Below are 26104 nucleotides of genomic sequence, written 5' to 3'. Positions count from 1 at the left end.
GGAATGGGTTTTGTTTAGATTTAATTAAATTTTACGAATATTTTATCTATTAGTAAAAAAATATAAAGATAGATATGAAAAAGAAAAAATACCGGTAATTCTGTATGCCAGATTCCCGGTATTCTTGTTTGCACGGAATAAAACGGGTTCATATACTTCGCATTGCGAACCTTTGCCACAGCACTTAAATGAACGTCGCCCTCCCGCTTCACGCCTCAGGTGAGGACCAGTGCATCGGATGGGAAAGGGACGGCGGCAGCTTTGTACTGGCATCACCCTTTGCCGCATTGATCTGAGGCTGCGTCAGAAAGATGCTTTCCGTCAGATCGGCTCCCCTGATGTCAGCGTCCCGAAAGTCAGCCCCGATCAGATCGGCTCCTCTCAGGTCAGCTCCTCTGAGATCGGCGGCAATCAGGTAGGCTCCTCTCAAATTGGCGGCTCTCAGATCGGCTCCTCTCAGTTTGGCTCCGATCAGATCGGCTCCCCGGCTGTACGTCTTGCGCTTGCCTGCGGATCCCCTCTGCGAGCGCAAAAAATCGGCTCGCACAAGTTCGCTGGTCCGCAAGAGCAGCTTGTTGACATCGGCACGGTGTGCTGCCACGTCCAGCTTCAAGATCGAGTCTGGATCGAGGTTCGTGAGGCGCTCTGTCTTGTCGAGAGCCTGGCTCAGCTCATCCCGGATGGGACGGGCTGGCCGAAGCGTCAGCGCCTCGGACAAATACCAGAGCAGCTCATGGAGCTGCCACATGATCGGAAACACTTCAAACATTTCCTTCGCGGACTTAGGGGACTTGCGCCAGTCGAGTCCTCCGTAAGTGACCTGGGAGACCTTTTGTCCCGCGCCAAAGCAGTCATAAACCGTGCAGCCTCGAAAGCCCATCTGTCTGAGGCTGTTGTGAACGCCGCAGCGGAAGTCCGCCTGCAGGTTTTGACAGGGCTGTCCGGCATGTTTGTCAATCGCAAAATCTGCCGAAGCAGCGAAGGGCAGCGCGACACAGCACAAGCCGAAGCAGTTCTCGCAGTCAGCTTGCAGACTGAGGCGACTACTGCCGTGGGGCGCTTTTGCATATTCGAGATCCTCGGACATTGCGTTGTCTCCTTCCGCTTCTTTGTATGTCCATGCTTGCATCGTCCTGCCTGAAGACAAGGCTGTGGTTATGATAGTACTGAACGATCCTCTCCGTCAATCCTGGTTCGGACAGGAGGAGAGCCAGGGGGATGAGCAGGTACGGTGTTCACGTTCCGTATTTTCCGCTTGTTTTCTCCTAAAAAAGGAAGGTGCCCCACGTCTAAATGACTGTGGGGCACCCTCTCGATATCTTGAGCAAGAAGCCTATCGTAGAGCTTGAAGCCTGGCATTAGAATGCAGGCACAATTGCTCCTTTATACGTATCTTCGATGAACTTTTTCACTTCTGGCGTATTCAGCTCTTTCGCCAGCTTCTGGATCGCTTCGGAATCCTTGTTGTCCGGACGAGCTACCAGGTAGTTTGCATATGGAGAATCCTTGTCTTCGATGAACAGGGCGTCTTTGGTCGGTACCAGCTTCGCTTCCAGCGCATAGTTGGTGTTGATCAGAGCCAGGTCTACTTCATCCAGGACGCGTGGCAGCATCGCAGCTTCTACCTCTTTGAACTGCAGGTTTTTCTTGTTTTCTACGATGTCTTTTACAGTACCGCTGATGCCTGCGCCGTCTTTCAGCTTGATCAGGCCTTGCTTTTCGAGCAGAGCAAGTGCGCGGCCGTTGTTCGTTGCATCGTTTGGCAGAGCAACGGTTGCACCGTCAGCGAGTTCATCCACGCTTTTTACTTTTTTGGAATATGCGCCAAACGGCTCGATATGAACAGGTACTACTTCTACCAGGTTCATGTTTTGTCCTTTGTTGAAATCATCGAGGTACGGCTTGTGCTGGAAGAAATTGGCGTCCAGCTGCTTTTCATTTACTTGCACGTTAGGTTGAACGTAGTCGGTAAATTCTTTGACTTCCAGAATTACGCCCTGCTCCTTCAGCTTCGGCGCGACGAACTTCAAAATCTCAGCCTGCGGGACCGGCGTTGCGCCCACTTTCAGCGTTACTTCTTTTTGCTCGCCTTGGGAACCGCCGGCAGACGGCGCGGGAGCCGATTCATTTTGGCTGCCGCAAGCAGCCAGAGACAGTGCCAGTACAGTGGACAGTACAGATACGACCAATTTCTTCACAGATGATTTCCCCTTTCTATTTTGAACATTCTCTATGGACAAGATCCTACTTCCGGCTGAACTTGATGACGAGCCTGTCGCCCACCATCTGCAGGATCTGAACCAACACAAGCAAAATACATACCGTCACGACCATGACGTCTGTCTGGAAGCGCTGATACCCGTAGCGGATCGCCAGGTCTCCCAAGCCTCCGCCGCCGATGACCCCGGACATCGCCGTGTAGGACACGAGCGACACCGTGGTAATCGTAATCCCGGCGATCAGCCCCGAACGGGATTCCGGCAAGAGCACGCTGCGGATAATTTGCCAGTTGGAAGCACCCATCGATTGCGCCGCTTCAATCACGCCGCGATCAACCTCGCGCAGGGAGGTCTCCACCAGTCTGGCGAAAAAGGGAGCCGCCCCGATCACCAACGGAGGAATCGAGCCCTTTACCCCGAGTGAGGTGCCGACGAGCATTTTGGTAACAGGAATCAGCAGGATCATCAGGATGATGAATGGCACCGAACGCAAAACGTTTACGACAAAGGATGAGATCGAATAAAACGCGCGATTCTCCAAAAGCTGGCCTCTGGATGTGAGAAACAGCAAAATGCCCAGCGGCAGCCCGATAACGACGGTAAACAAGGTGGAAAAGCCAAGCATCGTCAACGTATCCTGCGTTCCCTTCCAAATTTCCGCCCAGTCTATATTTTTAAGCGTGAATCCCATTTTAAATCACCTCCACTTCCAGGCCGCGCTGACGAAGCGTATCGACAGCTTTCCTGTTCTGCTGCGCATCCCCGCCCAACTCGATCACGAGCTGGCCATATGGGGTGTCTTTCATACGCGAAATGGTTCCTTGCAGGATACTGAACACCGTACCGGTTTCCTGCATCGTTTGGAACAGAATCGGCTGGTAGGTCTGTTCTCCGAGGAACGTGACACGCAGGATCGTTCGGTCGCCTGACGCCTTTTCATGAGCGACGGCAGCCCGCAGCTCGCTGGAGTCTGCTACTTGTTCCACGAACTCCTGTGTCGTCGGGTGCTGCGGCTTTAAGAACACATCCAGAACATTGCCCATTTCCACAATGTGCCCCCCGTCAATGACACCGACCCGATCGCAAATGGAGCGGATGACATGCATTTCGTGGGTAATGAGGACGATCGTCAAGCCCAGCTTTCGGTTGATGTCCAAAAGCAGCGCCAGAATGGAGTTGGTCGTCTGCGGGTCCAAAGCGGATGTCGCCTCGTCGCACAGCAGCACCTTGGGGTCGCTCGCCAGCGCCCGGGCAATGCCGACACGCTGCTTTTGTCCGCCCGACAATTGTGACGGATACTTGTCGCGATGCTGTTCCAGCCCTACCAACGCCAGCATTTCCTTCACCTTTTTGTCGATCTCCGCCTTGGGCCGCTTGGCCAGCTTGAGCGGAAACGCAACGTTCTCCCCGACCGTAGCGGACGAGAGAAGGTTGAAGTGCTGAAAAATCATTCCGATATGCCGCCGCTGTTCCTGGAGCCTGCCTTCATCCAGCTTGGTCAGATCGACCCCGTCTACAATAACGCTGCCCGCTGTCGGACGTTCCAACAGGTTGATGCAGCGAATCAGCGTACTTTTGCCGGCACCGGAATGTCCGATGATGCCGAAAATTTCCCCCTTCTCGATCGAGAGGTCAATTCCGCGCAGCGCAGGTGTTTTATGGCCTTTTACAATGTAGTCTTTTTTCAGATTCTGCAACCGAATCATCCGGTTCACCTCCCATTACAATCAACAGCCCCTTTTTCATCAGGCGAAAAAGGGGCTGCACCGCATTATACGATCGCATTCACCCTTCTCATCTGTCAAGATTCTACAATCTTGTAGGAATTGGCACCGCGCCACCCATCAGAATCGATGAGCCGGTTGCCGGGCTTCATAGGGCCTGTCCCTCCGCCGCTCTGGATAAGAAGAATTCTACGTATATTTAGTTTGAAGAACTTTATTTCTTTTTATGATACAAAACGGATTATATGCTATACCAAAATAGAAAGTCAATGGGCAATTAATCCAACACGCCGTTGCGGACAATTTCTACATCGATGTTGTAATCGAAGCGGGACTTCCTGTACATCTCATGCCACTGATCGTGAGACAGCTTCCGCGCCCCGCGGAATTTTGCCCGGTATAATTCCCCGAACCCAAAGGGGTCTACCTCCCATTTTTGCATTTTGGCGACGACCTTGGCCAAATCCTGCTTCATGTTTTCAGACAAGGCCTGCTCCATTTTTCTGAGTACCTCCGGTTGTTCTATTTTTAACGGTATTGACATTTCCAGAATGCGTGTCCGTACTTTCACATCGACCTTGTAGGTCAGTGGATTCGTACTGACAATATCGACGTGGGTCTTGCTGCTCAGCGTATCAAATACCATTTGGATGTCAGGGCCGGTTGTGTTCTTCTTTTTCGGCTTTACCCCCATCCTCTCCGGATCTACCGACGTTTCGTACGTTCCCGCTCGATAAGCATCATGAACTAGCTTGATGTGAAAGGCTTCCTTTGGAGGAATCCAGCCGACATATTTGTCCTTGTGAAACAGAGCCACGCCTTTGATCCTCACCTCATCCCCTTTCCTCTCAAGAAAAGGGACGTAAGGGTCGATTCCCTCGCTGAAGTAGGAGCGGTAAAACTCATGGAGAGTAGGAGACGGAATTTTGTCATCCTCTACGTTGTGCCGGATCAATTGGTAGAGGTAAATGCCAATATTGCCTTCCTCTTTGAATTTGTACGTCAGCAAATCGTAGGTTTGGCCCTCAATGACACTTAAATAAACCCGGCTTCCAATCGAGGGGTCGCGGTACAGAGTGTCCACAATGCTGCCTATCCCTTTTCTGGCCAGCTCCTCGCTGTACATCGCGACCCGAAGCTGCCCGCCCAGCACTTCTTTGTCTGACTGCAGGTTGGCCTTGTCGCGAATGCCCTTGCTCGTCAGACTGATGCCGGACATCACCTGCACTTTTTCTTCAGCCTCGGGATTGATGGAGGGCATCACCACCGTTCCGCGTATGTTCCCGTCCTTTAACAGGTCATATCCCGCCACCGTAATCATTCCAAGCTCATCAAAAATTTGCGTCCTGATACAGCCGCTGAGCAGAACAGAACATAGAAGGAGCACGGCTCCCGCTCTCAGGAGCCGCTTATTTCCGGATCTCGGCACGATGAATCCTCCCTCCTGTTCCACCGCCGTTTGATCAGAACTCCCAACAATAGGACATAAGGGTAAATCACAGCCATGTACAAGCTAACGTACGACATGCGATCGATGATGTAATTGGCTGCATGTCTCGAGACAATTGCATCGCAATAAAGATGACCGCGCCGATGATGTACAAAACCCGCTTCTGGTTCCAGCCAAACATTCTTTTGCACCCCCTGGAGGCGGACCACATATACAGCATGACGTTGGGCAGGATGATCAGCATCCACAGGGAGATGGCAAGGTACTCGAACCGCTCCAGAAACGGGAAATACACGACGGTCTTGATCTGCAGCGTTGGCCATATCGTTCGTATGAGCTGGCCTTCGCTGAAGAATATGAGCGAGATGATCATCAGGACGACGTAGATGAAATTGGTAATGAACGCTCCCCACTGGGCATGCCGATGCAAACGCGTTTTATCTCCGACGTAGGGGTAAATCGAATACAACACTTCATACCCGACGGAGGTAAAGGCCATGATCAGTGCCCCCTTTAGAAGCTGCTTGAAATCTGCCTCCATAACCGGCAAAAGATAGTGCCAGCGGGCGTATTCCAACGTGAAGTAGAGATCAAAAAAAAGCCAGATCGTGATAAACACCGAAATGATCGCGTAGCCGGTAATCACCCGAATACCACCGAGGACAGTGTACATCGCAAGAAATAACAATATCGAGCCAAGTATCCAGATCGGAATCCCTGGAAAAATCCATGATTGTACGACTTCTATGTACCCCCGCAGGATGACCATCGCCATTGCGATGAAGTAGAGGATGTACAGAAGGCTGAATAGGTTGCCGATGATTTTCCCGTACACATCCCGATGTATCCCGAATAAATCTGCGGACGGGTAGTGCCTCAGTGTCCGGCATATGATCCAAATCGTAAGATGCGACAGCAGTCCCGCGATGGCTACGGAAATCCATGCGTCATGGCCGGATTCGGCTGCGACCACCCGCTGATAGCCTAATATTCCTACCCCTATTTGCGTCGACATGACAACGAAGCCGGTCATGTAAGGAGCTATGGTCGTCGTTGGTTTGGGCTGAACATTGATCTTCATGGCTCCTCCCTACTCATCTTCATCAAAATTATGGATTTGGCGTGCTCGTTGCTTGTTGTAGCGATAAGGCTTGCCGTTTTGAAAAAACTCGAGACGTTTGGCAAGGAACGCAAAGGGAGCCCGGATGAAGCTGTTTTTCCAGTCGATGAGGCGAACCGGATAAAGCGGGGAGAGGTACGGTCTTCCCAAGCTCGTCAGCCGCAAGAGATGGCTGATGAGGAAGCTGACCGCCATCATGATTCCGATCAGACCAAGCAGCCCCGCCATCAAAATGATGGGAAAGCGAATCACGCGGATCGTAGAGCCGATCACGTAGCTGGGAGCGATAAAGGATGACAAGGCTCCGAGCGCAACAATGATAATCAAGATGTTGCTGGTAAAGCCCGCCTGCACGGATGCTTGCCCAATCACGATACCGCCAACGATGCCGATCGTCTGTCCTACTTTGGTAGGAAGCCTTGCCCCTGCTTCTCTCAAGAGTTCAATAATAATCTCCATCATCAAAGCTTCAAACAGAGGCGGAAATGGGACTCTGGCCCGGGACTGTGCGAGTGACAAAGGAGATCAGCCGGAATCATTTCGTAGTGAAAAGTGAGTGCCGCCACGTAAAGCGGTGTAAATAGCAGGGAAGCGATCATCGCGGAGACACGGAGAACCCGGTTAAACGTGGCAATGCTCCAACGGAAGTAATAGTCATCCGGCGACTCAAAAAAGTGGATTAACGCAGTTGGCCCAAGCAGCACAAACGGACTTCCCTGCATCAATATGGCCACCTGACCCTTCCGCAAAGCGCTTGAGACGCGATCCGGCCGCTCCGTTTGCAGCAATGTGGGAAAAACGGTAATTTCATTGTCCGCTATGTACTGAGTCAAAATGTTGACTTCAACAAGTCCATCCACCTCCAAATCTTGTATCCGTTGACGGATGGTTTGAACATGCTCCGGATTCGCCGTTCCCTCCATGTACAGGATGGCGACTTCCTGCGGCACGCTTTTCCCAACCCATAGCTGCTCGTGAAATAGCTGAGGGGAGGCAAGGTATTTGCGAATGATCGACAGATTCATATCAAGATCTTCAACGAACGCTACTTGCGGGCCAAGTACGTTGGTCTCGATTTCCGGCCTTTGCAAATTGCGTGTTGCCACCCCGCTGGCAGGTATCGCCAATCCATAGGGAGCTCCGCTTACATGAATGTAAATGGCACCCTTGAGCAACTGGTTGATGACCTGCTCCTGCCGGGATTATCCGCTGAGAGGCCGGGACACCGAGCCGATTTTCCACCTCGCTGATCGTTGCGTTCTGGAGATCGAGCTGCCTCAGCTCCGGCAAAACCTTTGTGTAGACAACCTTGTTGTCAGCCATGCTGGACAGAAAATAAATCCGTACACGGCCTTCTTGTTCGTCAACATGCTCGACAATCAGGTCTGCTGTATGGGAAAACCAGTCACGGATGACATCGGAAGCCACCACTTCCCCTCCTAACACATGGGATACGGCTAGTTTTCCCCAATCTCTCCGATTGATGGCAAAAAAAAACGACACGCTTATCTTTGCGTGTCGCTGCTTGTTTGCTGCGGAATGGAAGACGTCTCTTTTTCTTCTTTGAGCGGAGGCTGCAGCGCTTCCTGAATAAACGCTTGCACCTTGTCCACGTCGGGAATCAATACCGAGCCGGCCCGATGAGATTCACGGAAAGTTCCCATCGGCGGCAGCTGATACTGCCCCGGCTGCTGCGTGTCCAGCGAAAGCCCCAATCCGGCCAGCTTCAACATATCCATAGAGCTGATGTTCGTCTGCACGTATGGAGTGATCTGTTTTAAAATGGAAGGAAGCTGAATCAGGGTCGTTCCGTTTTTCATCTGGCTGGCAAGAGCAGCCATCAGCTTGCGCTGCCGCTCTGTCCGGGTGTAGTCGGAAGTAGCGTCATGGCGGAAACGAACGTATTGCAGCGCTTTGGTTCCATCAAGCCGTTGCAGTCCTTTTTTCAGATCGATGTCATACATGCCTTTGTCTGTCGGGTCGCGGTAGCGCATGTTTTTTTCCACATCGATCTCCACACCGCCGACAGCATCGATCAGGTGCCTGAAGCCTTCAAAATCAGTAATGACATATCTGTCAACGGAAAGACCCGTCAGTTGGCTGACCGTTTTCATCGCCAATTCCGGTCCGCCCTCTACGATAGCAGCATTGATGCGTGAACTGCCGTGACCGGGTATCTCTACATACGTATCGCGCAAAATGGAAAACAAATCGTATCTTTTGGTCACCGGGTCAACGCTCACAAGCATCATGGAGTCTGAACGGGGAAGCCCATTGTTCTTCATGCCGCGCCGGTCTACCCCCATGAGGAGAATATTGACCCGGTCCTTTCCATCCCATACAGGCATCTCCGCTGCCTTGGTCGTCTCCCCCGGCTCCTGCCGATGTTCGATGACGTTGGGCGCTTGTATGTCTTCAGCAAACTGATAAAATGCGTATCCGTAATAACCTCCTGCCACAATGACGACGAGGAGAAGCATAAACAACAGTCGTTTTAATGTACGAATCAAGCATAACTCCACCTTTGTTTCTGTCTGAATGCGGTCAACTCCCACTTTGTCTAGTATACTCGAATCACGTCGAGATGGGGCAGCCTTTATTTGCCTGATGGCAGCTACTTTATAAACTTTTTAGTTTACAATATTTAATAATTCAGCTATACTACTTCCAAAACGTACCGCAAAGGGGGAAGCCCAGCATGATCTCACCAAGGGCATGGCTCCACCGCTATCCCCGGGAAGCCTGGCTGTTTCTTGCCGCCAGCTTTCTCAACTCTTCCGGCAGTGCCTTTATGTGGCCCTTGACGACCTTATATGTCCATACCCAGCTGCACCGTTCGATGACGGAGGCCGGTTTTGTGCTCATGCTGCAATCGCTGGCAGGCATCGTCGGTCAATTTACCGGAGGATCCTTGTTTCATCGGGTCGGAGCCAAGCGGCTGATCGTAGGCTCACTCCTGCTGCAGGCTTGCTGTATGCTCGGAATCCTGCTCTTGGGCAACTGGTATCTATACATCGGATTTATGATCGGTCTTGGCTTTTTGTTTAACGTGTCGAATCCCGCTATCCAGGCGTTTATCGGCTTTCGCTGGAAGGAGCAGCGGCGTGAACTGTTCAACATCGTGTATGTGGGCAACAACCTCGGCATGGCCGTAGGTACCGCGCTGGCTGGCGTGATTGCGGCCATTTCCTTTCACTTTACGTTTTTGTTCAACGGTGTGAGCACGTTTCTTTTTGCCGGCTTTTTCTTTTTCTTCATGCGGAACATGTCTCACGATGAACTGGTCGGCACGATGAGCGAAAAAACGGAAAAACGGAGCCAAGGCTCGATGCGGCTGCTTCTGCGTTATCAAATATACCTGTTTATGGCGCTTGGTTCTGCCTTCATTTTCTTCTCCACGACCGTTTGGAACACGGGCGTCGCTCCCCACCTCACCTCGTCAGGCATGCCGCTGGCTGCCTACAGCTGGCTGTGGACGATCAACGGCATCGTCATATTTGCCGGACAGCCCGTCACCTCCTGGTTGAAAAGGCTGGTAAAGCAAAATCTGTCCTCCCAGCTTGTCGTCAGTGCCATCGCTTACGGCGGGGGATTCGGGTTTATGCTGTTCTTTCATGACAATTATGCGGCTTTTATCATCGGTATGATTATTACGACCTTTGGAGAAATGCTGATCGCTCCTACTGTCCCGACTTTTATCAGCGAGAAAACCGGGGAATCGGCCCCGTTTTATCTCGGAGCCGTAGGGGCCATTACATCAGGAGGCCGCTTGCTTGGACCGCTTTTTTTCGGGCAGATGTACGACGCGGGCGGGATTGTTCCTGCGCTTACGCTGGCGACAGTAGTCTCGTCGGCTGCAGTCGTGCTGTGTCTGATCCATGCATCGTTCCATCGGGAGCGAAAGGGACGTGTGGAGGCTTCCGGCAAAACTGATTCATGAAAGCAAAAGAACGCGGCATCATAAACTGCCTCTCCATTTGTTTCGATATGTCTAACAAATGAGGAGTAGTTCAATGACAATCCCGCGTTCTTTTTTGTGTATTTATTTTTTTGTGTATTTATAGTCAAGCTTGCTTCTCTTCTACTCTTCCCACGCCAGCTTCGGCTGCCGGTACCACTCTCCGGACATCCATTCGCCTGCTTTCCAGCGCAGCACATCCGCACGGACCAGCGGCATGATCTGTTGAAAGAAGCTGACCCGTTCGATGTCCGTCATCGGAACAAAACGATTCGCTGCGGCTACATCGGCTTCCAGCTCGTTCATTTTGCTGACGCCCAAGACGGCAGTCGATACAGGCAAGCTCCACGTATAGCGCAGCGCCTGCTCGGTCCAGGGGGCCAACTGTCCCAGCGCCATTACTTTCATGCCGATCACAGCGACCCCTCTTTCCACCGCCAGCGGCACGAACTCATGGGCAAAGCTGTAGATGAAATGATCAAGTGCGGATAGAGCGACCAAAGCGCTGTCAAACGGAAAACGGCGGATCGCTTCGGCGAGCAGCCGGGGGTCGGTATGTCCGCTGATGCTGAGCTTTCTGACCATTCCCTGTTCCCGCGCCTCGATCAGCGCTTCCAGCGCCCCGCCTTTGGCAAAAACGGCTTCCAGATCATGCGGCTGCATGACGTTATGCACCCGCCATTCATCCACGTAGTCTGTCCCGAGCCGCTTCAGACTGCCCTCCAAGTCTCGCAAAGCCAGATCCCTCGTACGGCCTCCGGTTTTTGTGGCGATCCACACCTTGTCCCGCAATCCGCGCAAGCCCAGCCCGACCCGCGATTCGGACTGTCCGTCGCTGTAGCTGGGTGCTGTATCAAAGTAATTGACTCCGAGCTCTACAGCGCGCCTGATGATCGCAATCGCCTGTTCCTCCGTGCAATCATGCTCGTCTACAATCCGCTGGGCGCCAAAGCCAAGCAAGGAAACCTGGTGGGAGTCTCGTCCAAACGAACGGGTAAGCATTGTTCTCATCCTTTCCAAGTGAAAAAGGGGCTACGATTTAACAAGACGCCCCCTTCGGAGCGTCTTGTTGACAGTCTGTTATGATGTGCTGCACGTTATCCGCAGTATTTGTCGTATGCGTCGGTCAGCAGCTTGGCGATGGTCGGCAAATCGTTGTTTTCGATCTGATGGCGCTCAATCATGGTCATGATTTTGCCGTCTTTCATCAAAGCAAAGGACGGAGAGGATGGCGGGTAGCCTTCGAAGTACTCGCGCGCTTTTGCCGTCGCTTCTTTATCTTGGCCCGCGAAGACCGTGTACAGATGGTCCGGCTTTTTCTCGTGGTTGATCGAATAAGCGACAGCCGGACGGGCAAGACCAGCCGCGCAGCCGCATACGGAGTTGACGACGACAAGAGCCGTCCCCTTCATTTCTGAAAAGGCTTTTTCAACTTCTTCCGCCGTCTTCAATTCGGTAAAACCTACACGTGTCAGCTCGTCACGCATCGGTTGAATGACTTGGCTCATATATGCCTCATAGGACATCATTTGGCATTCTCTCCTTTGTGGATCACGATTCACTTATCCCTATTATACCCTCTCTTGTGCCCAAGGAGAATGTCGGAAGTGCAAAAACACAAAAACACCTTGATCAGGTGTTTTTGTCCAGGCTTTGCTGTTCGTTTTTCATCCGGCTGAAGATCGTCGCCACGATTGGGCCGGAGATGTTGTGCCAAACGCTGAAGATCGCGCTCGGAACTGCAGCCAATGGGGAGAAATGGGCCGTGGCGATTGCTACGCCCAAGCCGGAGTTTTGCATGCCGACCTCGATGGAGATCGCTTTTTGTTTCGCTCTGTTCATGCCGAACAGTTTTCCAAACAAGTAGCCGAGCAAAAGTCCGAGACCATTGTGCAGCATGACGACGCCGAAAATAGCAAGACCGGTCGTCGCGATTTTTTGCTGGCTTCCGGCTACGACAGCTGCTACGATCGCAACGATGGCGATGGTGGAGACCAGCGGCAGTGCCTTTGCTCCCGCTTCCGCCGGTTTTTTGAACAACGTTTTGACGATAAATCCAAGAACGATCGGAATGATGACAATTTGCAGAATGGACCAGAGCAGGGCCAGCGCATCCACCGGTACCCATTGGCTTGCAAACAGCAGGATGAGCGCAGGCGTTACGATTGGCGCCAGCAGCGTGGTGACAGAAGTAACCGCTACAGACAACGGGACATCCCCTTTTGCCAGATACGTCATGACGTTGGAGGCAGTACCGCCCGGGCAGCAGCCGACGAGGATGACGCCGACAGCGATCTCAGGAGGAAGCTGCAATCCCTTCGCCAAGCCGAAAGCGAGCAGCGGCATGATCAGGAACTGTCCGAGTACGCCGACCGCTACGTCCTTGGGACGGCGGAACACTTCCCGGAAGTCGGACGGCGATACGGTTAACCCCATACCGAACATGATAATGCCGAGCAACGGCGTAATGTACTTTCCGATCCATTTGAATGCGTCGGGGGAAAAGAAGGCCAGGGCCGCAAACAACAGCACCCAGATGGCAAATGTTTTGCCGACGAAATTGCTTAACTTTTCTAACGATTCCACTTGTAGCACTCCTTAGTTTATCTATAATTAAAAAATTAGTATTTATTATAATTGACTGAATTTGAAATTGCCATCATGAAATGCAGTCTACGGGCTTTTTTTCGAGAGTACGTGTTGATGAAAACAACGTATGAAAGACTGCCATCGTCGGACCGCATGTTGAAAAGGCCATCGTCAAGTTAGTGTAATGACAATGGCCTTTCCTATTGAACAACCTTTTGGCGCTAGAATGTTCTTTACCTACACTTCCATGAGGATCGTCAGGATCATCGGGTTGCGGCCCGTTTTTTCGTAAATGAACGGCTTGATCACTTCGTTGATCTGGGATTTCAGCTCGGACCATTCCTTGATTTTCTTGTCCAGCGCTTCCTGCAGGCGCTGGCGGACGAGAACGGTCGCCTCCTGGATCAACGACTCGGATCCGCGCACGTAGACGAAGCCGCGGCTGACGATGTCGGGGCCGGTGAGAATCTTGAAGTTTTTCATATCCAGGCTGACTACGACGACCATCAAGCCATCCTCGGCCAAATGCTTGCGGTCCCTGAGCACGATGTTGCCCACGTCGCCCACTCCGCTGCCATCGATCAGGACGATGCCGGCCGGAACCTTGCTCAACCACGCCTTCTCGCGGGTGCAGTTCAGCACATCGCCGTTGTCCATGATAAAGATGTTGCTTTCCTCGATGCCGACCTGCTGGGCAAGCTTGGAATGAGTCTTCAGCATCCTGTACTCCCCGTGAATCGGGATGAAGTACTTCGGCCGGATAAAGTTGAGCATCAGCTTCAGCTCTTCGCTGCTTCCGTGGCCCGACGCGTGAATGTCAAAGGCCGAGTTGAGAACGACATTGGCTCCTGCCCGGTACAGCTTGTCTATCGTGCGGCTCACGTTGACCGTATTGCCGGGAATCGGCGACGCGGAAATGATCACCGTGTCCTCCGGGTAAATCGAAACACTGCGATGAGAGCCGGACGCGATCCGGGTTAGGGCTGCCATCGGCTCACCCTGGCTGCCTGTACAAATAATCAGCACCTGGTTGTCCGCGTAGTTGTCGATGTGCTTGATGTCGATCAGCATGCCCTCCGGCATAGTGATGTAGCCCAGCTCTTGTCCGATCAAAAACACCTTTTCCATGCTGCGCCCGATTACCGCCACTTTGCGGTTGCACTCGGCGGCGGCATCGACCACTTGCTGCAGACGATGCACATTAGACGCGAACGTAGCCAAAATAATACGGCCCCGCGCCTTTCTCACCACGTCCAGAATGCCTTCGCCTACAGTGCGCTCGGACATTGTAAAGCCGTAGCGCTCACTGTTCGTGCTGTCGGAGAGCAGCGCCAGCACATTTCCCGAGCTGCCGATCTTGGCAATCTTCCCGTACTCGGTTGTTTTTCCGACAGGGGTCATGTCGAACTTGAAGTCACCCGTGTGAACGACCAAGCCCTCCGGCGTCTCCAGCACGATTCCGAGCGAATCCGGAATGCTGTGATTGGTTCTGAAGAATGTGGCCTTCATGTTTTGGAACGGAATCTCCGTTTCCTCCGAGATCGGGATCAATTGGACCTCGTTTTGCATGCGGTGCTCTTCCAGCTTTGCCTTGACCAAGCCCAGGGTAAGGCGTCCGCCGTAGATCGGCATCTTGATCTGCTTCAGAATGTACGGAATGGCGCCGATGTGATCCTCATGGCCGTGTGTCAACAAGAGCGCCTTGATTTTGTGCTGATTGCTGATCAAGTAAGAAACGTCCGGAATGACCAGGTCGATCCCAAACATCTCATTCTCGGGGAATTTCACCCCACAGTCGATGATCACGATCTCGTCTTCATACTCGACACAGTACATATTTTTTCCGATTTCGCCGAGACCGCCCATCGCGAAAATCTTAACTTCGCTCAACTTCTTTCCTCCTACCTCAACGTGCATGTTTTGTTGGAAACCCGAACCAATGCATGCCATATTTATTGTATCACAACCCAGCACGTTCTTTTCATTCAGTCTAGCCAAAATGCATCCGAAAGGAAAGTCGGTCCGTCTGGATTCTACGTTTGCATACACGCTTTAAGCATACCACCTGCACATCCTACATAAGTATTATAAGTAACCCAAGCAAGACATAAGCTTTGATCCAACAACGGGGCACTGGAATAAATTTACAAATGTCCGTTTTCATGATATCCTATTTAGGGTGCTTGCTTACTTTTTCCATGGATCAGCGAAAGATGCAAGTCCCACATATCCGGTCAAAAAAAGCGGGTGGTAGCGTGATGAAAAGGATTGCTGTGGCAGGAGCATGTACCCTGTTGGTAGCCGGGACACTCGGCTGGAATCACTCGACAACCAGTGCTGCAGAAGAAGAATTTACCGGAGAACTGCCGTTGGAACGATTTGCATATGACAAAAGCAAGGATTCTGACTCCCGGCCGATCAGCCCCAATTTCCTGAACTACAATGCCATTCCCGTGCGGATCATCATGGGCAATGACAAAACGGAAGCGTATGAAGACGCTGTTCGTTCAGTCGTTGCAAGCAAACAAAAGAACAGCGTAATTACCTCGCTCTACGTAAGCGACGATGAAGATGAGGGGTATGTGCTGGAGACGACGGAGGACGGCATTTCCTATGTGCATGTTCTGGAAAAGAACGGCGGAGACTGGGCGGTCGCCAGGGTGGAAAAGCTGGAGTGGAAGAAAAAGAAGCGCGGAGAATAGCGATAGTCGGTGAGCCTGTTTGCGTATGCGGATGGGCTCTTTTATTTTGGGGGGGAAGGTGACTGACTATTGGAGACATGAATTTGAAAGGCCTGCTGGGTCGGGCTTTGGGGGGCAGGAGAAGAAAAGAATACTAGAGCTGCTCCGCTCCTGAACAAAATCGTCTTTTCATAAATAACAATCCCTCCCCTGCAAGGGCACGGCTGCAAGCCACGCACTGCACGGGAGGGATTGTTCATGTCGGGACGATATTGATGCTCGCCCTTAGATTTTTATCAGTCAGCCAGTTGAATCATTTCGTTCAGGATTTGGTCCATGTCCATATCGGACGCCATTCCGTAAGCGCGGCGCATTTTTCCGTCCTGATCGAGGAGGAAGATGCGGGCGGTGTGGACGTAGGAGCCGTCCGGCTGTTTCAGGGTCGCCATCCCGAAGTCTTTTGTCACCTTGTCGATGTCGGCCTGCTCTCCTCTGAGGAATTGCCAGCCGCTGAAATCGACGTTGAATTGCTCGGCGTATTTTTTCAGCACGTCCGCCGTATCGCGCTCGGGGTCAAACGTAATGGTGACAAATTCTACCTTGTTTCCGAAGCTTCCCTTTTCCTTCAGCTGCTCCTGCAGCTTGGACATATTGAACGTGGTCGCAGGGCAAATATCCGGGCAGTGGGTAAACATGAATTCCACCAGCCGTACCTTGCCGTTGTGCTCCGACAGCGTGTACTTCGTGCCGTCGATGTTGTCCAGCGAAAAGTCATTCACTTGCTTCAATACAGGCAGCTGGTTCTTTTGCCAGTATTGGTAGCCAAACACGGCGGCGATCAGCAGGATCAGCACTGCAGCTACCAGCGTAAACCAGTGCCGCTGCAAAAAGGTCGCCTGCTCCCGTTTTCCTTCACTCACGACAATCCTCTCCCTATCAATTGTTGCTTACCTGTTCTCTATTGCTCTGTCTCTCCCGGCCAAGCCAGCATTCCGCCTACCATATTGGCCGCGTCAAACCCGAGATTGGTCAAGTACTCGGTCGCCATGTGGCTGCGTGCTCCGCTCCGGCAGACGAGCACAACGGGCACGTCCTTGTCCAGCTCGTCTACGCGGTGCGGCAAAAAGCCGAGCGGAATCAGCCTGGCCTCCTTGATATGGCCGGCATTCCATTCTTCTACTTCACGCACATCTACGACTTGCAGCTCTTCTTTCGCCGCCAGCTTCTCCATCAGCTCCTGCGGGGTCATTTCCTTTACGCCTTGATCGCTCATCTGCAAACAGCCTCCTGTATGCTCAGGTTTTCACCTTGCTTTCACTGTCTCCCATCATACCATATGCGGACGCTATTTTTGAATCGGACGACCCTGCACGTACTTGGCGTCAAAAAGGAACAGCTTGAGCAGCAGCAAAAGCGACGGAATCAGCAGGAAAAGACCGGCGATCAGTCCGATCACCAGAGCCTTGCCCATCGCGGGGCTGTTGATGCTGTCCGTGATCGTAATGTACGGGTAGAGCAGGTACGGCAAATGGGCCATTCCATAGCCAAAGAACGCGAAGGCAAACTGCAGCATCACGAGAATGAACGCCCAGCCGTAGCTGCGCTTTTGCAACTGCAGGGCAAGCGCACCGCAAAAGCAGGCAAAGGACAAAAGGAACAGCCAGCTGATGTCCATCATCTTGTCAAAATGCTCCGGGTTGTGCCAGTGAATGGAAAGGAACACCAGGAAGCTGGCGAAGATCGTCGGCAGGCTCCAGGCAATCGCAAAGGAACGAAGCAGCTTGACCGCGGCTGTGTCTTTTGCCCGGTCCGCATAAAAGGTCAGGAAGCTCGCGCTGATGTACAGCACGCTCACCAGCGCAAGGGCTACGACCGACCACGAATACGAGCTGGTCAAAAGCTTGCCCATATTCAGGACGATTTCTCCGCCAGCCATCTGCTCGATATAGCCCCCTTCGGAAATTGTCAGGACCGTGGACAGGGAAGCCGGGATAAACAGCCCGGTCACGCCGTAGACGAACAAGTAGGCCGTGCTGTTGCGCGCTCCGTAATGGGCAAAGGCGTAGAACGACCCCCGGAGCGACTGCAGGACGAGAAAGATGCTGCCCGGTACAAGCAAGGCTGTTCCGTAGTAATACGCCGTATCCGGGAAAAACCCGATGAGCCCGACCATGAAGAAAATCAAAAAGACGTTCGTGACTTCCCACACAGGCGACAAATACCGTTCAATGATCGCGTTGACGATATGATCCCGCCGCGTGACTTTGCAGAAAAACGAGAAGAACCCCGCTCCGAAGTCAATCGACGCAATAATGATATAGCCGTACAAAAAGATCCACAGCACCGTAATGGCCAATGTTTCCAGAGCCATGTCGCATACCCTCCCTTCCCGCTACTTCAGCTCGGCTTCAATCGGCTTGTTCTTGAACATCCGCTTCAACACAAGCGAGCAAACGATGGCCAAAAATGCGTACAGAAGACTGAACATCACCAGCATCTCACCGACGTTGTCCGCCGTCGTAGCCGCGTGCTGCGTTTTCATGTAGCCGACGAGAATCCACGGCTGCCGCCCGATCTCCGAAAAAATCCAGCCCAGCTCGATGGCGAGAATTGAAAGCGGCGCTCCCCAGAAAATCGCATGCAACAGCGGCCTCGGGACGTTCCCCTTTTTCCAGCGGCGAACAGCAAAATAGAGAAGCGGCACAACCAGCATGTACATCCCGATCGCCACCATGCCGTCAAAGAAGTAGTGGATAACCAGAGGCGGCCAAAGCTCGCGAGGAATTTGATCCAGCCCCATCACTTCGCCGTTTGGCGAACCGGTCGCGAGAATGCTGAGCGCATAGGGCAGCTTCACGGCTCCCTTCACTTCAAGCGTCTCCCGGTCCAGAACGCCGCCAAAGATCAGCTCGGCCTGCGGCTTCGTCTCAAAGTGCCATTCTGCTGCCGCCAGCTTGGCCGGCTGGTATTTGGCCAGGTACTTTCCGGCAAAATCGCCGTACAGGGCCGTCCCGAAGGAAAAAAGCAGCGCCAGGGCCACCGTGAAGTGAAGCGCTTTGCGGTAGTACTCGTGACGGTTGCCTTTGAGCAGCTTCCATGCAGCGATGGCGGCAAGGATAAAAGCAGAAGTTGCATACGAGGACAGAATCATGTGCCCCGCCTTTGTCGGCGTAGCCGGGTTGAACATGGCCGTGAGCGGCTGCACGTCGACGATAGCGCCATTTGCGAGCGTAAAGCCCTGCGGCGCATTCATAAACGCGTTCACCGTCATGATGAAGAAGGCAGAGGCCGTCGAGCCAATCACGACCGGGATCGAGAACAACCAGTGGATATACGGATTTTTAAAGCGGTCCCAGGTATACAAATAGATCCCCAGGAAAATCGCTTCAAAGAAAAAGGCAAACGTCTCCAAAAACAGCGGCAGCGCAATCGCCTCGCCGGCCACCTTCATGAAGCTTGGCCAAAGCAGGCTGAGCTGAAGCCCGATACAGGTGCCTGTCACGACACCGACCGCAACGGTCACGGTAAAGCCCTTTACCCAGCGGCGGGCCATCAGCGTGTACATTGGATCTTTGCGCCGGATGCCCAGCCATTCGGCAATCGAAATGATTACGGGAATGCCTACGCCCATAGCGGCAAAAATGATGTGAAACCCAAGCGTCAACGAGGTCAAGATACGAGCCAGCATCGTGTTGTCCAGTTCCATACGTTGTCTCCCCTCCCGAAAACAACATTTTCACAGTGGTTATATGTGAATGTGATCACAATCCTCTTTATCATATGGCTTGTGCATGCATTATGCTGTGAACAACGAAGGACGAATTGGTTACGGAAAAACGGCGAATTGGTTACGAAAATAAGGCGATGCTCGGTCATCGGCCAAAGCGCCTCTGCTGTGGTATGATTTGAAGCAACGAAACGGAAAAGGAGTGGTTGGGATGTCCGCATTTTGCACGTGCTCTTTTACTCGTATTCAAGAGGGATGGGGATCATAACTTCTTGTCTTCATTCAGAAAATTGTTTCCCTGTCCCCTCTTCATCTGAATGAACAGAAAGCAGGACAAACAGGGGGAATTTGATCATGAGCATGGAGATTTTCTTTGACATTCACAGCAATCTGCCCCGGGAAGGCCCCGGAAACAATGATTCGACCCGAAAAGCTTTTTCGTATGTCAAAAACATTCCGGGCGATGCTCGCATTCTCGATGTTGGCTGCGGTCCGGGCATGCAGACCATGGAGCTGGCAAAGCTTTCGGACGGCCCGATAACGGCAGTCGATACGCATCAGCCGTTTCTGGACGAACTGGCCCGGCGAGCTGCGGAAGCAGGGGTTTCCCATCGGATAACGCCTGTAAATGCCTCGATGTTTGCGTTGCCCTTTGAGCCTCTTTCCTTTGACGTGATCTGGTCGGAGGGAGCGATCTACATCATGGGCTTTGGCGAAGGGCTGCGGGCATGGCGTCCTCTGCTGAAATCAGGAGGATACCTGGCTGCAACAGAGCTTTGCTGGCTTCGGGATGAACGTCCTGACGAAGTGGAGCGGTTTTGGGCTGAGGCTTACCCGAGCATGAAAACGGTTGAACAAAACCTGCGGATAATCGCTGAGGCAGGCTACACCTTGCAGGAGCATTTTGTTCTGCCGGATTCGGCCTGGTGGGATGACTACTATGAACCGATGTGTGAGCGGATCAGTCATCTGCAGGATCGGTACAAGAACGACCGGGACGCGCTCGCGACGCTGAAAGAAGCCAGCCGGGAAGTTGAGCTGTACCGAAAGTATTCCAGCTATTACGGCTACGTGTTTTACGTGATGCAAAAGACAGATTAATGGATTGGGGCACGCCGCTATTAACAGGCAAAGGGAGAGCTTGTCATGCTCTCCCCTTGCCAAATTCCAGACTTGCTTGCACTTTACTTGAACTCTGCTTGATACTTCGCTTGAGCTTTGCTTGTACTTTGTTCATCTCTTGGGCTGCAACGGCTATTTATCCCTGCCATTCTCCGGACAAAGCCAGTTCCAATAGTCCGATTCACTCTATGTTGACCCGTCACCTACTCCTTTTTTTCCGGCAGCTTGTCCCATACGACGATGATCAGCGTTGCGATCGGGCCCAGGAAAAGCGACAAAAAAAACCAGTTGCGCCCGCTCCGATTCTTTCCCTGCGCCAATCCCGCATTGATCAAGGACAAAGTTCCCCAGCCTACTACAAACTCGTTCTCCATGGCTTTTTCCCCTCCTCCTGATTGTTATTGTAAGGCAAACCGGAAAATCCAGCAGCAGCACCGGGAACAGAAGGGTTCTTCAGCCCCTGCTCCTCTCCATGGCTTGCTGTTCTACGTGTCTGCGTTCTATATGGGCGAGCGTTTTAAAGCTGCTGCCACCGCCATATACGGAGTATGCAATTGCAGCGTTCTCGAAATCACAGAAAAACCACCCATTTAGTCGGAAATTTGATTGACCTTCCGAAATTGTCCCCTTATAATACCAAATAAGCACTATAAGAAAATTGCAAACATTTCATCAAGAGTGGTGGAGGGACAGGCCCGATGAAACCCGGCAACCTGCGCAAGGACGCATGGTGCCAAATCCTGCAGAATCGCTGATTCTGAGAGATGAAACCGCCCGGCATGTCCGAAGCCTTCCCCTCTCAGGAGAAGGCTTCGTTTTCTTTATATCTTTTGACGAGAGGAAGAGATGCCCATGTCAGACCAGCAACAGTGGAAACCGGAAACCCTTGCCCTGCACGGCGGCCAATCCGTCGATCCTGTGACAGGATCGCGAGCAGTGCCGATCTACCAGACGACGTCCTATGTGTTCCGCGATACGGAGCATGCGGCCAACCTGTTTGGCCTCAAGGAGCCAGGCAACATTTACACGCGGATCATGAATCCGACGCAGGATGTATTTGAACAGCGCGTTGCCCTTTTGGAGGGCGGGGTCGGGGCACTTGCCACTTCGTCCGGCCAGGCTGCGATTACATTCGCCATCCTGAACATCGCCCAGGCGGGTGACGAGATCGTCTCCTCCAGCAACCTGTATGGCGGCACCTACAATCTGTTTGCCCATACACTGGGCAGACTGGGGATCAAGGTTCATTTCGTCGATCCGTCCGATCCGGAGAATTTCCGGGCCAAGATCAACGAAAATACGAAAGCTCTTTTCACCGAAACAATCGGAAATCCGCGAATTGACGTCGCCGATATCGAAGCGATTGCGGCCATCGCCCACGAAAACGGAGTTCCGCTGATCGTAGACAATACGTTTGCCACGCCGCTGCTTTGCCGACCGTTTGACTACGGTGCCGATATTGTCGTTCACTCCACGACCAAGTTTATTGGCGGACACGGCACCGCGATCGGAGGAATCATCGTCGATTCCGGCAAGTTTGACTGGAACAACGGAAAGTTCCCCGGGTTGACCACACCGGACCCGAGCTACCACGGCGTCGTCTACACGGAGGCTGTCGGACCGCTTGCCTACATTATCAAAGCGCGCGTGCAGCTCCAGCGCGATATCGGCGCGGCCGTGGCTCCTTTCAATTCCTTTTTGTTCCTGCAAGGGCTGGAGACGCTTCACCTGCGGATTGAACGCCACAGCCAAAACGCATTGGCGGTAGCCCGCTATCTTCAGCAGCATCCCGCGGTCGAGTGGGTCAACTACCCTGGCCTGGAGGACAGTCCTTACCACGAACTCGCGAAAAAGTACCTGCCGAAAGGAGCGGGAGCAATCCTCACCTTTGGCATTCGCGGCGGTGTTGCCGAGGGCAAAAAGCTGATCGAGTCGGTGAAGCTGTTCTCCCATTTGGCAAACGTCGGCGATTCCAAGTCGCTCATCATCCACCCGGCTAGCACCACTCATCAGCAAATGAACGAATCCGAGCAGCTTGCTGCCGGTGTGACCCCTGGCATGATCCGCATTTCCGTCGGTACGGAAGCCATCGACGACATCATCGCTGATCTGGAGCAGGCACTCCATGCGGCGGTAGCGGTCAGCAAGGTGTAGCTGAACATTTAACGAGCCGGGAACAGCCTTTTTCCTGAACCCGCCATAGCAAAAGGGACGACCCTCTGTCGCGAATGACGCGGACGATGGTCTTCCCTTTTTCCTTTTCCTTGGCAGAGGGGCCAAGGTGAGCTCAAATAGATTTATAGTAAAAAACAGTTGCATGCAATTCCCCATCCGCCGATCTGGCGTAGTCAGGGATGCGGCCCGCTTCCTTATATCCGAGTGAGGCATAGAGCAGGTTGGAAGGATCTCCTTCTCTCGTGTCGAGAACAAGGAGCGTCCGCCCCGCCTGCTTCGCCCTCGCCTCCGCTGCTTGCATCAATCTGCGGCCGATTCCCTTGCGGCGATAATCCGGATGGGCCATCAGTTTGGCGATTTCCGCCCTGTGTCTGCCGTTTTGCTTCGTGGATGCATGCAACTGGACGCTTCCGACAATCTCATTGTTGATTTTGGCCACAAGCAGAATGACCCCGGGCTGCAATACGTTCTCCCAGTACCGCCTTGCCTCTGCCTGCTCCATCGGCGGGAGAAAACCGACAGACGCACCATCCTCGACAACCTTTACCAAAATCTCCGAAAGCCTCTCAACATGCTCGGCAATGCGATTGCATTCTTCAACCTCTACTTCACGAAACATAGCAGACACCCCCAACTGCTGGTTTTGGCCAATCTATTCTTTCTACTATACGCTGTGGGTAATCTTTCTTACAACAAGCGATGTACTTTTAACAGACGACGTATGTTAACAGACTCTGTCAGAACGACAATTTCGTCGGCTTGCTTGCAATGCTACCGAAGCTTGTGGTACATTGGTATTGTTTCCTTGGAAACAATACTGAGGAGGAGGCTGCTCGACATTGGATGTGAAGGAAAGCATCTTCCAGCAAATTCTCGTTCTGTCTCATAAGCAGGAGGAGCGAAGAAAACAGAGACACGACCGATTGCTCGATGAAATCAACCGACTTGCTCCCGACTGTGCGCCATGCAAAAATTTGAGCCTCACCGAGCTGCACGTGATTCAATGCATCGGTCTCGGCGGCGATGCAAACGTGACGGCGATCTCTCAAAAAATCGGGGTGACGAAAAGCGCTGTTTCCAAAATCACGGCAAAGCTGCTCACAAAAGGACTCATCACGCGCTACCAGCTTCACGGCAATCAAAAGGAAGTCTATTTTCGGCTTTCACGACAGGGAGAAGCGGTTTTCTCCATCCATGAGCAGCAGCATCAAAACATCAGCAGCGAGTGGAAGGCGTTTCTGGGGCGGTACACCGCAGAGGAGCTCGCCTTTTTGCACCGCTTGCTGCAGGATGCACTGGAACTGGCTGATCAAAAACAACGCGATGAATGACATTCGATCTTCGTCGCATTACTTTTGAACATATTGTTTCCACGGAAACAAAAAAGGAGGAAAACAACCATGATACAAAAACAAACGGTTGGCTCGTCTACTATTTTATACCTGCTGGGGATTACGATTTTAATCGGTACCTTTGCCCAAAATCTATTCTTGCCGATTTTGACCGATATGCAGCAAACCTTCCATGCTTCCGCTTTTGCGATCAATCTGACCGTTTCCGTTTTTACGCTGATGCTTGCCGTGATGCAGCTCGTGTACGGCCCTCTGGTTGACCGCCTCGGCCGCCGGAGAGTCCTGCTTCCTGCCCTGCTCCTGTTTGTGGCCGCCTCCATCGGCTGCGCTTATGCCCCTTCTCTTGCCTATTTACTGTTCTTCCGGGCGCTCCAGGGTATCGGCTTTGCCGCGATTCCGATCGCAACTGCGACGGTCATCGGGGACCTGTTTGAGGGGGCAAAAAGAGCAGAAGCGATGGGCACCTATCAAATGATGCTGGGATTGGGCCCGGCGCTTGGGCCGCTGCTGGGCGGCTGGCTGGGGGGACTTGGCGGACATCCGGTCATTTTTCTGTTTCTCGCTGTCAGCTCGCTGATTCTTTTTGGCGCCAACGCCTGGCTGCTCCCGGAAACCAGGCCGTCCGGCTTGTTGGCGACGAAAAAAGAGGGGCGACCGTTTGCCTCTATTTTGACCCATCCAGTGGGAGGAGCGATCATTTTTATCGCTTTTGCGCAAATGTTCACCTATTACAGTTTCCTCGTGTTCCTGCCTGTGCAGGCCACTCACTCCTTTGGACTGGATCCGAATGAGATCGGCGTATTGTTTCTGTGCATTTCGCTCGTATTCATTGCAAGCAGCAAAATGAGCCGTCTTCTGTTGAAGCGCTTCAGGCTTGAGCGCGCTTTGTTGATGACCGCCATCGCGAATGCCGCTGCCACCGTTCTCTTCATGCTGCTGACCAACATATCGCTGACCGCCCTGATTTTCGGCAGCATGGCGTACGTTTTGACGCTGGGGATCGGCATGCCTTTGCATACGACGCTTTTGTCCGAGGCTTTCCTCAATGAACGGGCTACAGCCATCGGCTGCTACAATTTTGTCCGCTACATAGGGATGGCGGCGGGCCCCGTAATCGGTGCCTTCCTGTTCAAGCTGGGGGACAGCTGGCTGGAATTTGGCTTTGCCGGGCTGTTTATCGCCGTCTCTGCATGGGTTGGCTGGATTCGTTTCCACACCGCTTCAAATGTCGTCCGTCCCGGCCAGTAGTACTTGCCAAAAAATCCCCACTCGTCTTTGAGTGAGGATTTCTTTTTGCGGCAGCCAACCAATTATTTCGGCTCGCCGGCTGTTTGCTTGCCTTCCAGCTTCAGCGTCAGGTTTACGCTGTCTTCCTGGAAGCGGTTTTGATCATTGCCGTCATCTGCGAATTCAATACCCATGTAAATGCGGTCTGTCGTGTCAGGCGGCAGCGTGAGGAGCTTGGTAGCCCAGCTGCTGATATCCACTTGACCGCTGTCTTTCAGTTCCTTCAGCGATTTGCCGTTCAGCGGATGGACGATGACCCGCTCGGAGATCGGGATGCTCGGATCTGCGCTGGACAGCCAGTAAACCTTCAGGTGATTGTCGAGATCATCAGAGCCGTTGTCGCCGTTTTTGTCGGCTACCGTGTAATCTACGCTCATCAGCAGTTTATTGATGTCGATAGTCCCTGTGTTGGTGATGTCAAATGTTCTTTCAAACCAATCACCGGGCTTCATGTTTTCCACTTGGAAGACGGACTCGGCTGGTGTTGCGCCGATTTCCATTTTACCGGCGGCAAACGTATTGTCCTTGATTTCGCTTGTGGCATTGAACCATGCGAAGGTGCCTCCGCCGATCAGTGCCGCGCCAAGTCCTACGGATGCCAAGGTTACCGCAAATTGCTTTTTCAAGCTCATGTTTTTCTTCCTCCCACGCATTCATGATATTTATGATGACTTGAAGCCTGATACCAGAAAGAACTGCT

The 26104-nt window shown here is 52.6% G+C and carries 25 protein-coding genes, 1 pseudogene and 2 riboswitches; of the genes and pseudogenes, 7 read left to right on the top strand and 19 right to left on the bottom strand.

The features are described from left to right. Window positions 1-208: 208 nt before the first annotated feature. The 7 genes and pseudogenes from NST37_RS02920 to NST37_RS02890 form a co-directional block, all read right to left on the bottom strand. Window positions 209-1087 carry a pentapeptide repeat-containing protein gene (locus NST37_RS02920; RefSeq protein WP_003389819.1) on the bottom strand — a complete coding sequence of 293 codons (879 nt, stop codon included), beginning with the start codon at window positions 1085-1087 and terminating at the stop codon, window positions 209-211. A gap of 271 nt (window positions 1088-1358) precedes the next feature. Beyond that, window positions 1359-2198, bottom strand: a complete 840-nt coding sequence (locus tag NST37_RS02915; RefSeq protein WP_003389820.1) for a MetQ/NlpA family ABC transporter substrate-binding protein — start codon at window positions 2196-2198, stop codon at window positions 1359-1361. A gap of 46 nt (window positions 2199-2244) precedes the next feature. After that, entirely contained in the window at window positions 2245-2910 is a 666-nt protein-coding gene (locus NST37_RS02910) for a methionine ABC transporter permease (RefSeq protein WP_003389821.1), read from the bottom strand. 1 nt (window position 2911) lies between these two features. Beyond that, window positions 2912-3925, bottom strand: a complete 1014-nt coding sequence (locus NST37_RS02905) for a methionine ABC transporter ATP-binding protein (RefSeq protein ID WP_339186230.1) — start codon at window positions 3923-3925, stop codon at window positions 2912-2914. A gap of 85 nt (window positions 3926-4010) precedes the next feature. Further along, window positions 4011-4127: riboswitch (SAM riboswitch) on the bottom strand. A 93-nt stretch (window positions 4128-4220) separates the two neighbouring features. Further along, on the bottom strand, window positions 4221-5372 hold the full coding sequence (locus tag NST37_RS02900; protein ID WP_339186227.1) for a Ger(x)C family spore germination protein: 1152 nt from the start codon (window positions 5370-5372) through the stop codon (window positions 4221-4223). A 67-nt stretch (window positions 5373-5439) separates the two neighbouring features. After that, window positions 5440-6474: a GerAB/ArcD/ProY family transporter gene (locus tag NST37_RS02895; protein ID WP_339186225.1), complete on the bottom strand. Its 1035-nt coding sequence runs from the start codon at window positions 6472-6474 to the stop codon at window positions 5440-5442. 9 nt (window positions 6475-6483) lie between these two features. After that, window positions 6484-7688 (bottom strand): annotated as a pseudogene (locus NST37_RS02890) (spore germination protein). Here NST37_RS02890 and NST37_RS02885 point away from each other — a divergent pair. Then, complete coding sequence (locus NST37_RS02885; protein ID WP_227277989.1) at window positions 7681-7956, top strand: hypothetical protein; 276 nt, start codon at window positions 7681-7683, stop codon at window positions 7954-7956. The pseudogene NST37_RS02890 and the gene NST37_RS02885 overlap by 8 nt on opposite strands. 62 nt (window positions 7957-8018) lie before the next feature. On the opposite strand, the gene NST37_RS02880 is transcribed toward NST37_RS02885, so the two are convergent. Further along, entirely contained in the window at window positions 8019-9020 is a 1002-nt protein-coding gene (locus NST37_RS02880) for an LCP family protein (RefSeq protein ID WP_024984012.1), read from the bottom strand. 191 nt (window positions 9021-9211) lie between these two features. Here NST37_RS02880 and NST37_RS02875 point away from each other — a divergent pair, with 191 nt between their 5' ends. Then, window positions 9212-10453, top strand: coding sequence for an MFS transporter (locus NST37_RS02875; RefSeq protein ID WP_172920751.1), 1242 nt, complete (start codon window positions 9212-9214; stop codon window positions 10451-10453). A gap of 141 nt (window positions 10454-10594) precedes the next feature. On the opposite strand, the gene NST37_RS02870 is transcribed toward NST37_RS02875, so the two are convergent. From NST37_RS02870 to NST37_RS02855, 4 genes are all read right to left on the bottom strand, one after another. Continuing rightward, window positions 10595-11473: an aldo/keto reductase gene (locus NST37_RS02870; protein WP_003389829.1), complete on the bottom strand. Its 879-nt coding sequence runs from the start codon at window positions 11471-11473 to the stop codon at window positions 10595-10597. Window positions 11474-11568: 95 nt separating this feature from the next. Next, window positions 11569-12000 carry a BrxA/BrxB family bacilliredoxin gene (locus NST37_RS02865; RefSeq protein WP_003389830.1) on the bottom strand — a complete coding sequence of 144 codons (432 nt, stop codon included), beginning with the start codon at window positions 11998-12000 and terminating at the stop codon, window positions 11569-11571. 103 nt (window positions 12001-12103) lie between these two features. Further along, window positions 12104-13057: a bile acid:sodium symporter family protein gene (locus NST37_RS02860; RefSeq protein WP_024984011.1), complete on the bottom strand. Its 954-nt coding sequence runs from the start codon at window positions 13055-13057 to the stop codon at window positions 12104-12106. A 240-nt stretch (window positions 13058-13297) separates the two neighbouring features. Next, window positions 13298-14977, bottom strand: coding sequence for a ribonuclease J (locus NST37_RS02855; protein WP_031932584.1), 1680 nt, complete (start codon window positions 14975-14977; stop codon window positions 13298-13300). Between the two features lie 341 nt (window positions 14978-15318). Between NST37_RS02855 and NST37_RS02850 the strand changes: the two genes are divergently transcribed. Then, on the top strand, window positions 15319-15762 hold the full coding sequence (locus NST37_RS02850) for a hypothetical protein (RefSeq protein ID WP_003389833.1): 444 nt from the start codon (window positions 15319-15321) through the stop codon (window positions 15760-15762). A 275-nt stretch (window positions 15763-16037) separates the two neighbouring features. On the opposite strand, the gene NST37_RS02845 is transcribed toward NST37_RS02850, so the two are convergent. From NST37_RS02845 to NST37_RS02830, 4 genes are all read right to left on the bottom strand, one after another. Continuing rightward, a complete protein-coding gene (locus NST37_RS02845; RefSeq protein ID WP_003389834.1) occupies window positions 16038-16661 on the bottom strand; it encodes an SCO family protein in 624 nt (207 codons plus the stop codon). A gap of 38 nt (window positions 16662-16699) precedes the next feature. Continuing rightward, window positions 16700-17014, bottom strand: a complete 315-nt coding sequence (locus NST37_RS02840; RefSeq protein ID WP_003389835.1) for a rhodanese-like domain-containing protein — start codon at window positions 17012-17014, stop codon at window positions 16700-16702. Between the two features lie 72 nt (window positions 17015-17086). Beyond that, on the bottom strand, window positions 17087-18112 hold the full coding sequence (locus NST37_RS02835; RefSeq protein WP_339186222.1) for a cytochrome d ubiquinol oxidase subunit II: 1026 nt from the start codon (window positions 18110-18112) through the stop codon (window positions 17087-17089). Window positions 18113-18133: 21 nt separating this feature from the next. Continuing rightward, window positions 18134-19447, bottom strand: a complete 1314-nt coding sequence (locus tag NST37_RS02830; protein WP_003389838.1) for a cytochrome ubiquinol oxidase subunit I — start codon at window positions 19445-19447, stop codon at window positions 18134-18136. A gap of 375 nt (window positions 19448-19822) precedes the next feature. Between NST37_RS02830 and NST37_RS02825 the strand changes: the two genes are divergently transcribed. After that, window positions 19823-20569 (top strand): class I SAM-dependent methyltransferase, encoded by a 747-nt coding sequence (locus NST37_RS02825; protein ID WP_339186220.1) that lies wholly within the window; start codon window positions 19823-19825, stop codon window positions 20567-20569. A gap of 224 nt (window positions 20570-20793) precedes the next feature. On the opposite strand, the gene NST37_RS02820 is transcribed toward NST37_RS02825, so the two are convergent. Continuing rightward, window positions 20794-20964 carry a hypothetical protein gene (locus NST37_RS02820; protein ID WP_003389840.1) on the bottom strand — a complete coding sequence of 57 codons (171 nt, stop codon included), beginning with the start codon at window positions 20962-20964 and terminating at the stop codon, window positions 20794-20796. A gap of 292 nt (window positions 20965-21256) precedes the next feature. Further along, a riboswitch (SAM riboswitch) is annotated at window positions 21257-21361 on the top strand. Window positions 21362-21442: 81 nt separating this feature from the next. Between NST37_RS02820 and NST37_RS02815 the strand changes: the two genes are divergently transcribed. Beyond that, window positions 21443-22744: a homocysteine synthase gene (locus NST37_RS02815; RefSeq protein ID WP_031932586.1), complete on the top strand. Its 1302-nt coding sequence runs from the start codon at window positions 21443-21445 to the stop codon at window positions 22742-22744. Between the two features lie 133 nt (window positions 22745-22877). On the opposite strand, the gene NST37_RS02810 is transcribed toward NST37_RS02815, so the two are convergent. Beyond that, window positions 22878-23384 carry a GNAT family N-acetyltransferase gene (locus NST37_RS02810; RefSeq protein WP_003389842.1) on the bottom strand — a complete coding sequence of 169 codons (507 nt, stop codon included), beginning with the start codon at window positions 23382-23384 and terminating at the stop codon, window positions 22878-22880. Window positions 23385-23610: 226 nt separating this feature from the next. Between NST37_RS02810 and NST37_RS02805 the strand changes: the two genes are divergently transcribed. Next, window positions 23611-24096 (top strand): MarR family transcriptional regulator, encoded by a 486-nt coding sequence (locus tag NST37_RS02805; RefSeq protein ID WP_227277770.1) that lies wholly within the window; start codon window positions 23611-23613, stop codon window positions 24094-24096. Window positions 24097-24165: 69 nt separating this feature from the next. Beyond that, window positions 24166-25365, top strand: a complete 1200-nt coding sequence (locus NST37_RS02800; RefSeq protein ID WP_339186217.1) for an MFS transporter — start codon at window positions 24166-24168, stop codon at window positions 25363-25365. A gap of 62 nt (window positions 25366-25427) precedes the next feature. On the opposite strand, the gene NST37_RS02795 is transcribed toward NST37_RS02800, so the two are convergent. Beyond that, window positions 25428-26036 (bottom strand): TasA family protein, encoded by a 609-nt coding sequence (locus NST37_RS02795; protein ID WP_003389845.1) that lies wholly within the window; start codon window positions 26034-26036, stop codon window positions 25428-25430. Window positions 26037-26104 lie beyond the last annotated feature (68 nt).

Origin of the sequence: Brevibacillus sp. FSL K6-6036, assembly GCF_037964015.1 — a bacterium.
GTDB classification, from domain to species: Bacteria; Bacillota; Bacilli; order Brevibacillales; family Brevibacillaceae; genus Brevibacillus; species Brevibacillus borstelensis.
The sequence above is the reverse complement of the archived record's forward strand: the minus strand, read 5'-3'. Positions and strand labels throughout refer to the sequence as shown.

What these genes read in the sequence shown, in the direction of transcription:
- NST37_RS02815 (WP_031932586.1), top strand. Translation starts at nt 21,443, where the DNA reads ATGTCAGACCAGCAACAGTGGAAACCGGAAACCCTTGCCCTGCACGGC.
- NST37_RS02905 (WP_339186230.1), bottom strand. Translation starts at nt 3,925, where the DNA reads ATGATTCGGTTGCAGAATCTGAAAAAAGACTACATTGTAAAAGGCCAT.
- NST37_RS02795 (WP_003389845.1), bottom strand. Translation starts at nt 26,036, where the DNA reads ATGAGCTTGAAAAAGCAATTTGCGGTAACCTTGGCATCCGTAGGACTT.
- NST37_RS02850 (WP_003389833.1), top strand. Translation starts at nt 15,319, where the DNA reads ATGAAAAGGATTGCTGTGGCAGGAGCATGTACCCTGTTGGTAGCCGGG.
- NST37_RS02875 (WP_172920751.1), top strand. Translation starts at nt 9,212, where the DNA reads ATGATCTCACCAAGGGCATGGCTCCACCGCTATCCCCGGGAAGCCTGG.
- NST37_RS02855 (WP_031932584.1), bottom strand. Translation starts at nt 14,977, where the DNA reads ATGCACGTTGAGGTAGGAGGAAAGAAGTTGAGCGAAGTTAAGATTTTC.
- NST37_RS02920 (WP_003389819.1), bottom strand. Translation starts at nt 1,087, where the DNA reads ATGTCCGAGGATCTCGAATATGCAAAAGCGCCCCACGGCAGTAGTCGC.
- NST37_RS02810 (WP_003389842.1), bottom strand. Translation starts at nt 23,384, where the DNA reads ATGTTTCGTGAAGTAGAGGTTGAAGAATGCAATCGCATTGCCGAGCAT.
- NST37_RS02895 (WP_339186225.1), bottom strand. Translation starts at nt 6,474, where the DNA reads ATGAAGATCAATGTTCAGCCCAAACCAACGACGACCATAGCTCCTTAC.
- NST37_RS02910 (WP_003389821.1), bottom strand. Translation starts at nt 2,910, where the DNA reads ATGGGATTCACGCTTAAAAATATAGACTGGGCGGAAATTTGGAAGGGA.
- NST37_RS02865 (WP_003389830.1), bottom strand. Translation starts at nt 12,000, where the DNA reads ATGATGTCCTATGAGGCATATATGAGCCAAGTCATTCAACCGATGCGT.
- NST37_RS02820 (WP_003389840.1), bottom strand. Translation starts at nt 20,964, where the DNA reads ATGGAGAACGAGTTTGTAGTAGGCTGGGGAACTTTGTCCTTGATCAAT.
- NST37_RS02870 (WP_003389829.1), bottom strand. Translation starts at nt 11,473, where the DNA reads ATGCTTACCCGTTCGTTTGGACGAGACTCCCACCAGGTTTCCTTGCTT.
- NST37_RS02835 (WP_339186222.1), bottom strand. Translation starts at nt 18,112, where the DNA reads ATGGCTCTGGAAACATTGGCCATTACGGTGCTGTGGATCTTTTTGTAC.
- NST37_RS02800 (WP_339186217.1), top strand. Translation starts at nt 24,166, where the DNA reads ATGATACAAAAACAAACGGTTGGCTCGTCTACTATTTTATACCTGCTG.
- NST37_RS02825 (WP_339186220.1), top strand. Translation starts at nt 19,823, where the DNA reads ATGAGCATGGAGATTTTCTTTGACATTCACAGCAATCTGCCCCGGGAA.
- NST37_RS02830 (WP_003389838.1), bottom strand. Translation starts at nt 19,447, where the DNA reads ATGGAACTGGACAACACGATGCTGGCTCGTATCTTGACCTCGTTGACG.
- NST37_RS02840 (WP_003389835.1), bottom strand. Translation starts at nt 17,014, where the DNA reads ATGAGCGATCAAGGCGTAAAGGAAATGACCCCGCAGGAGCTGATGGAG.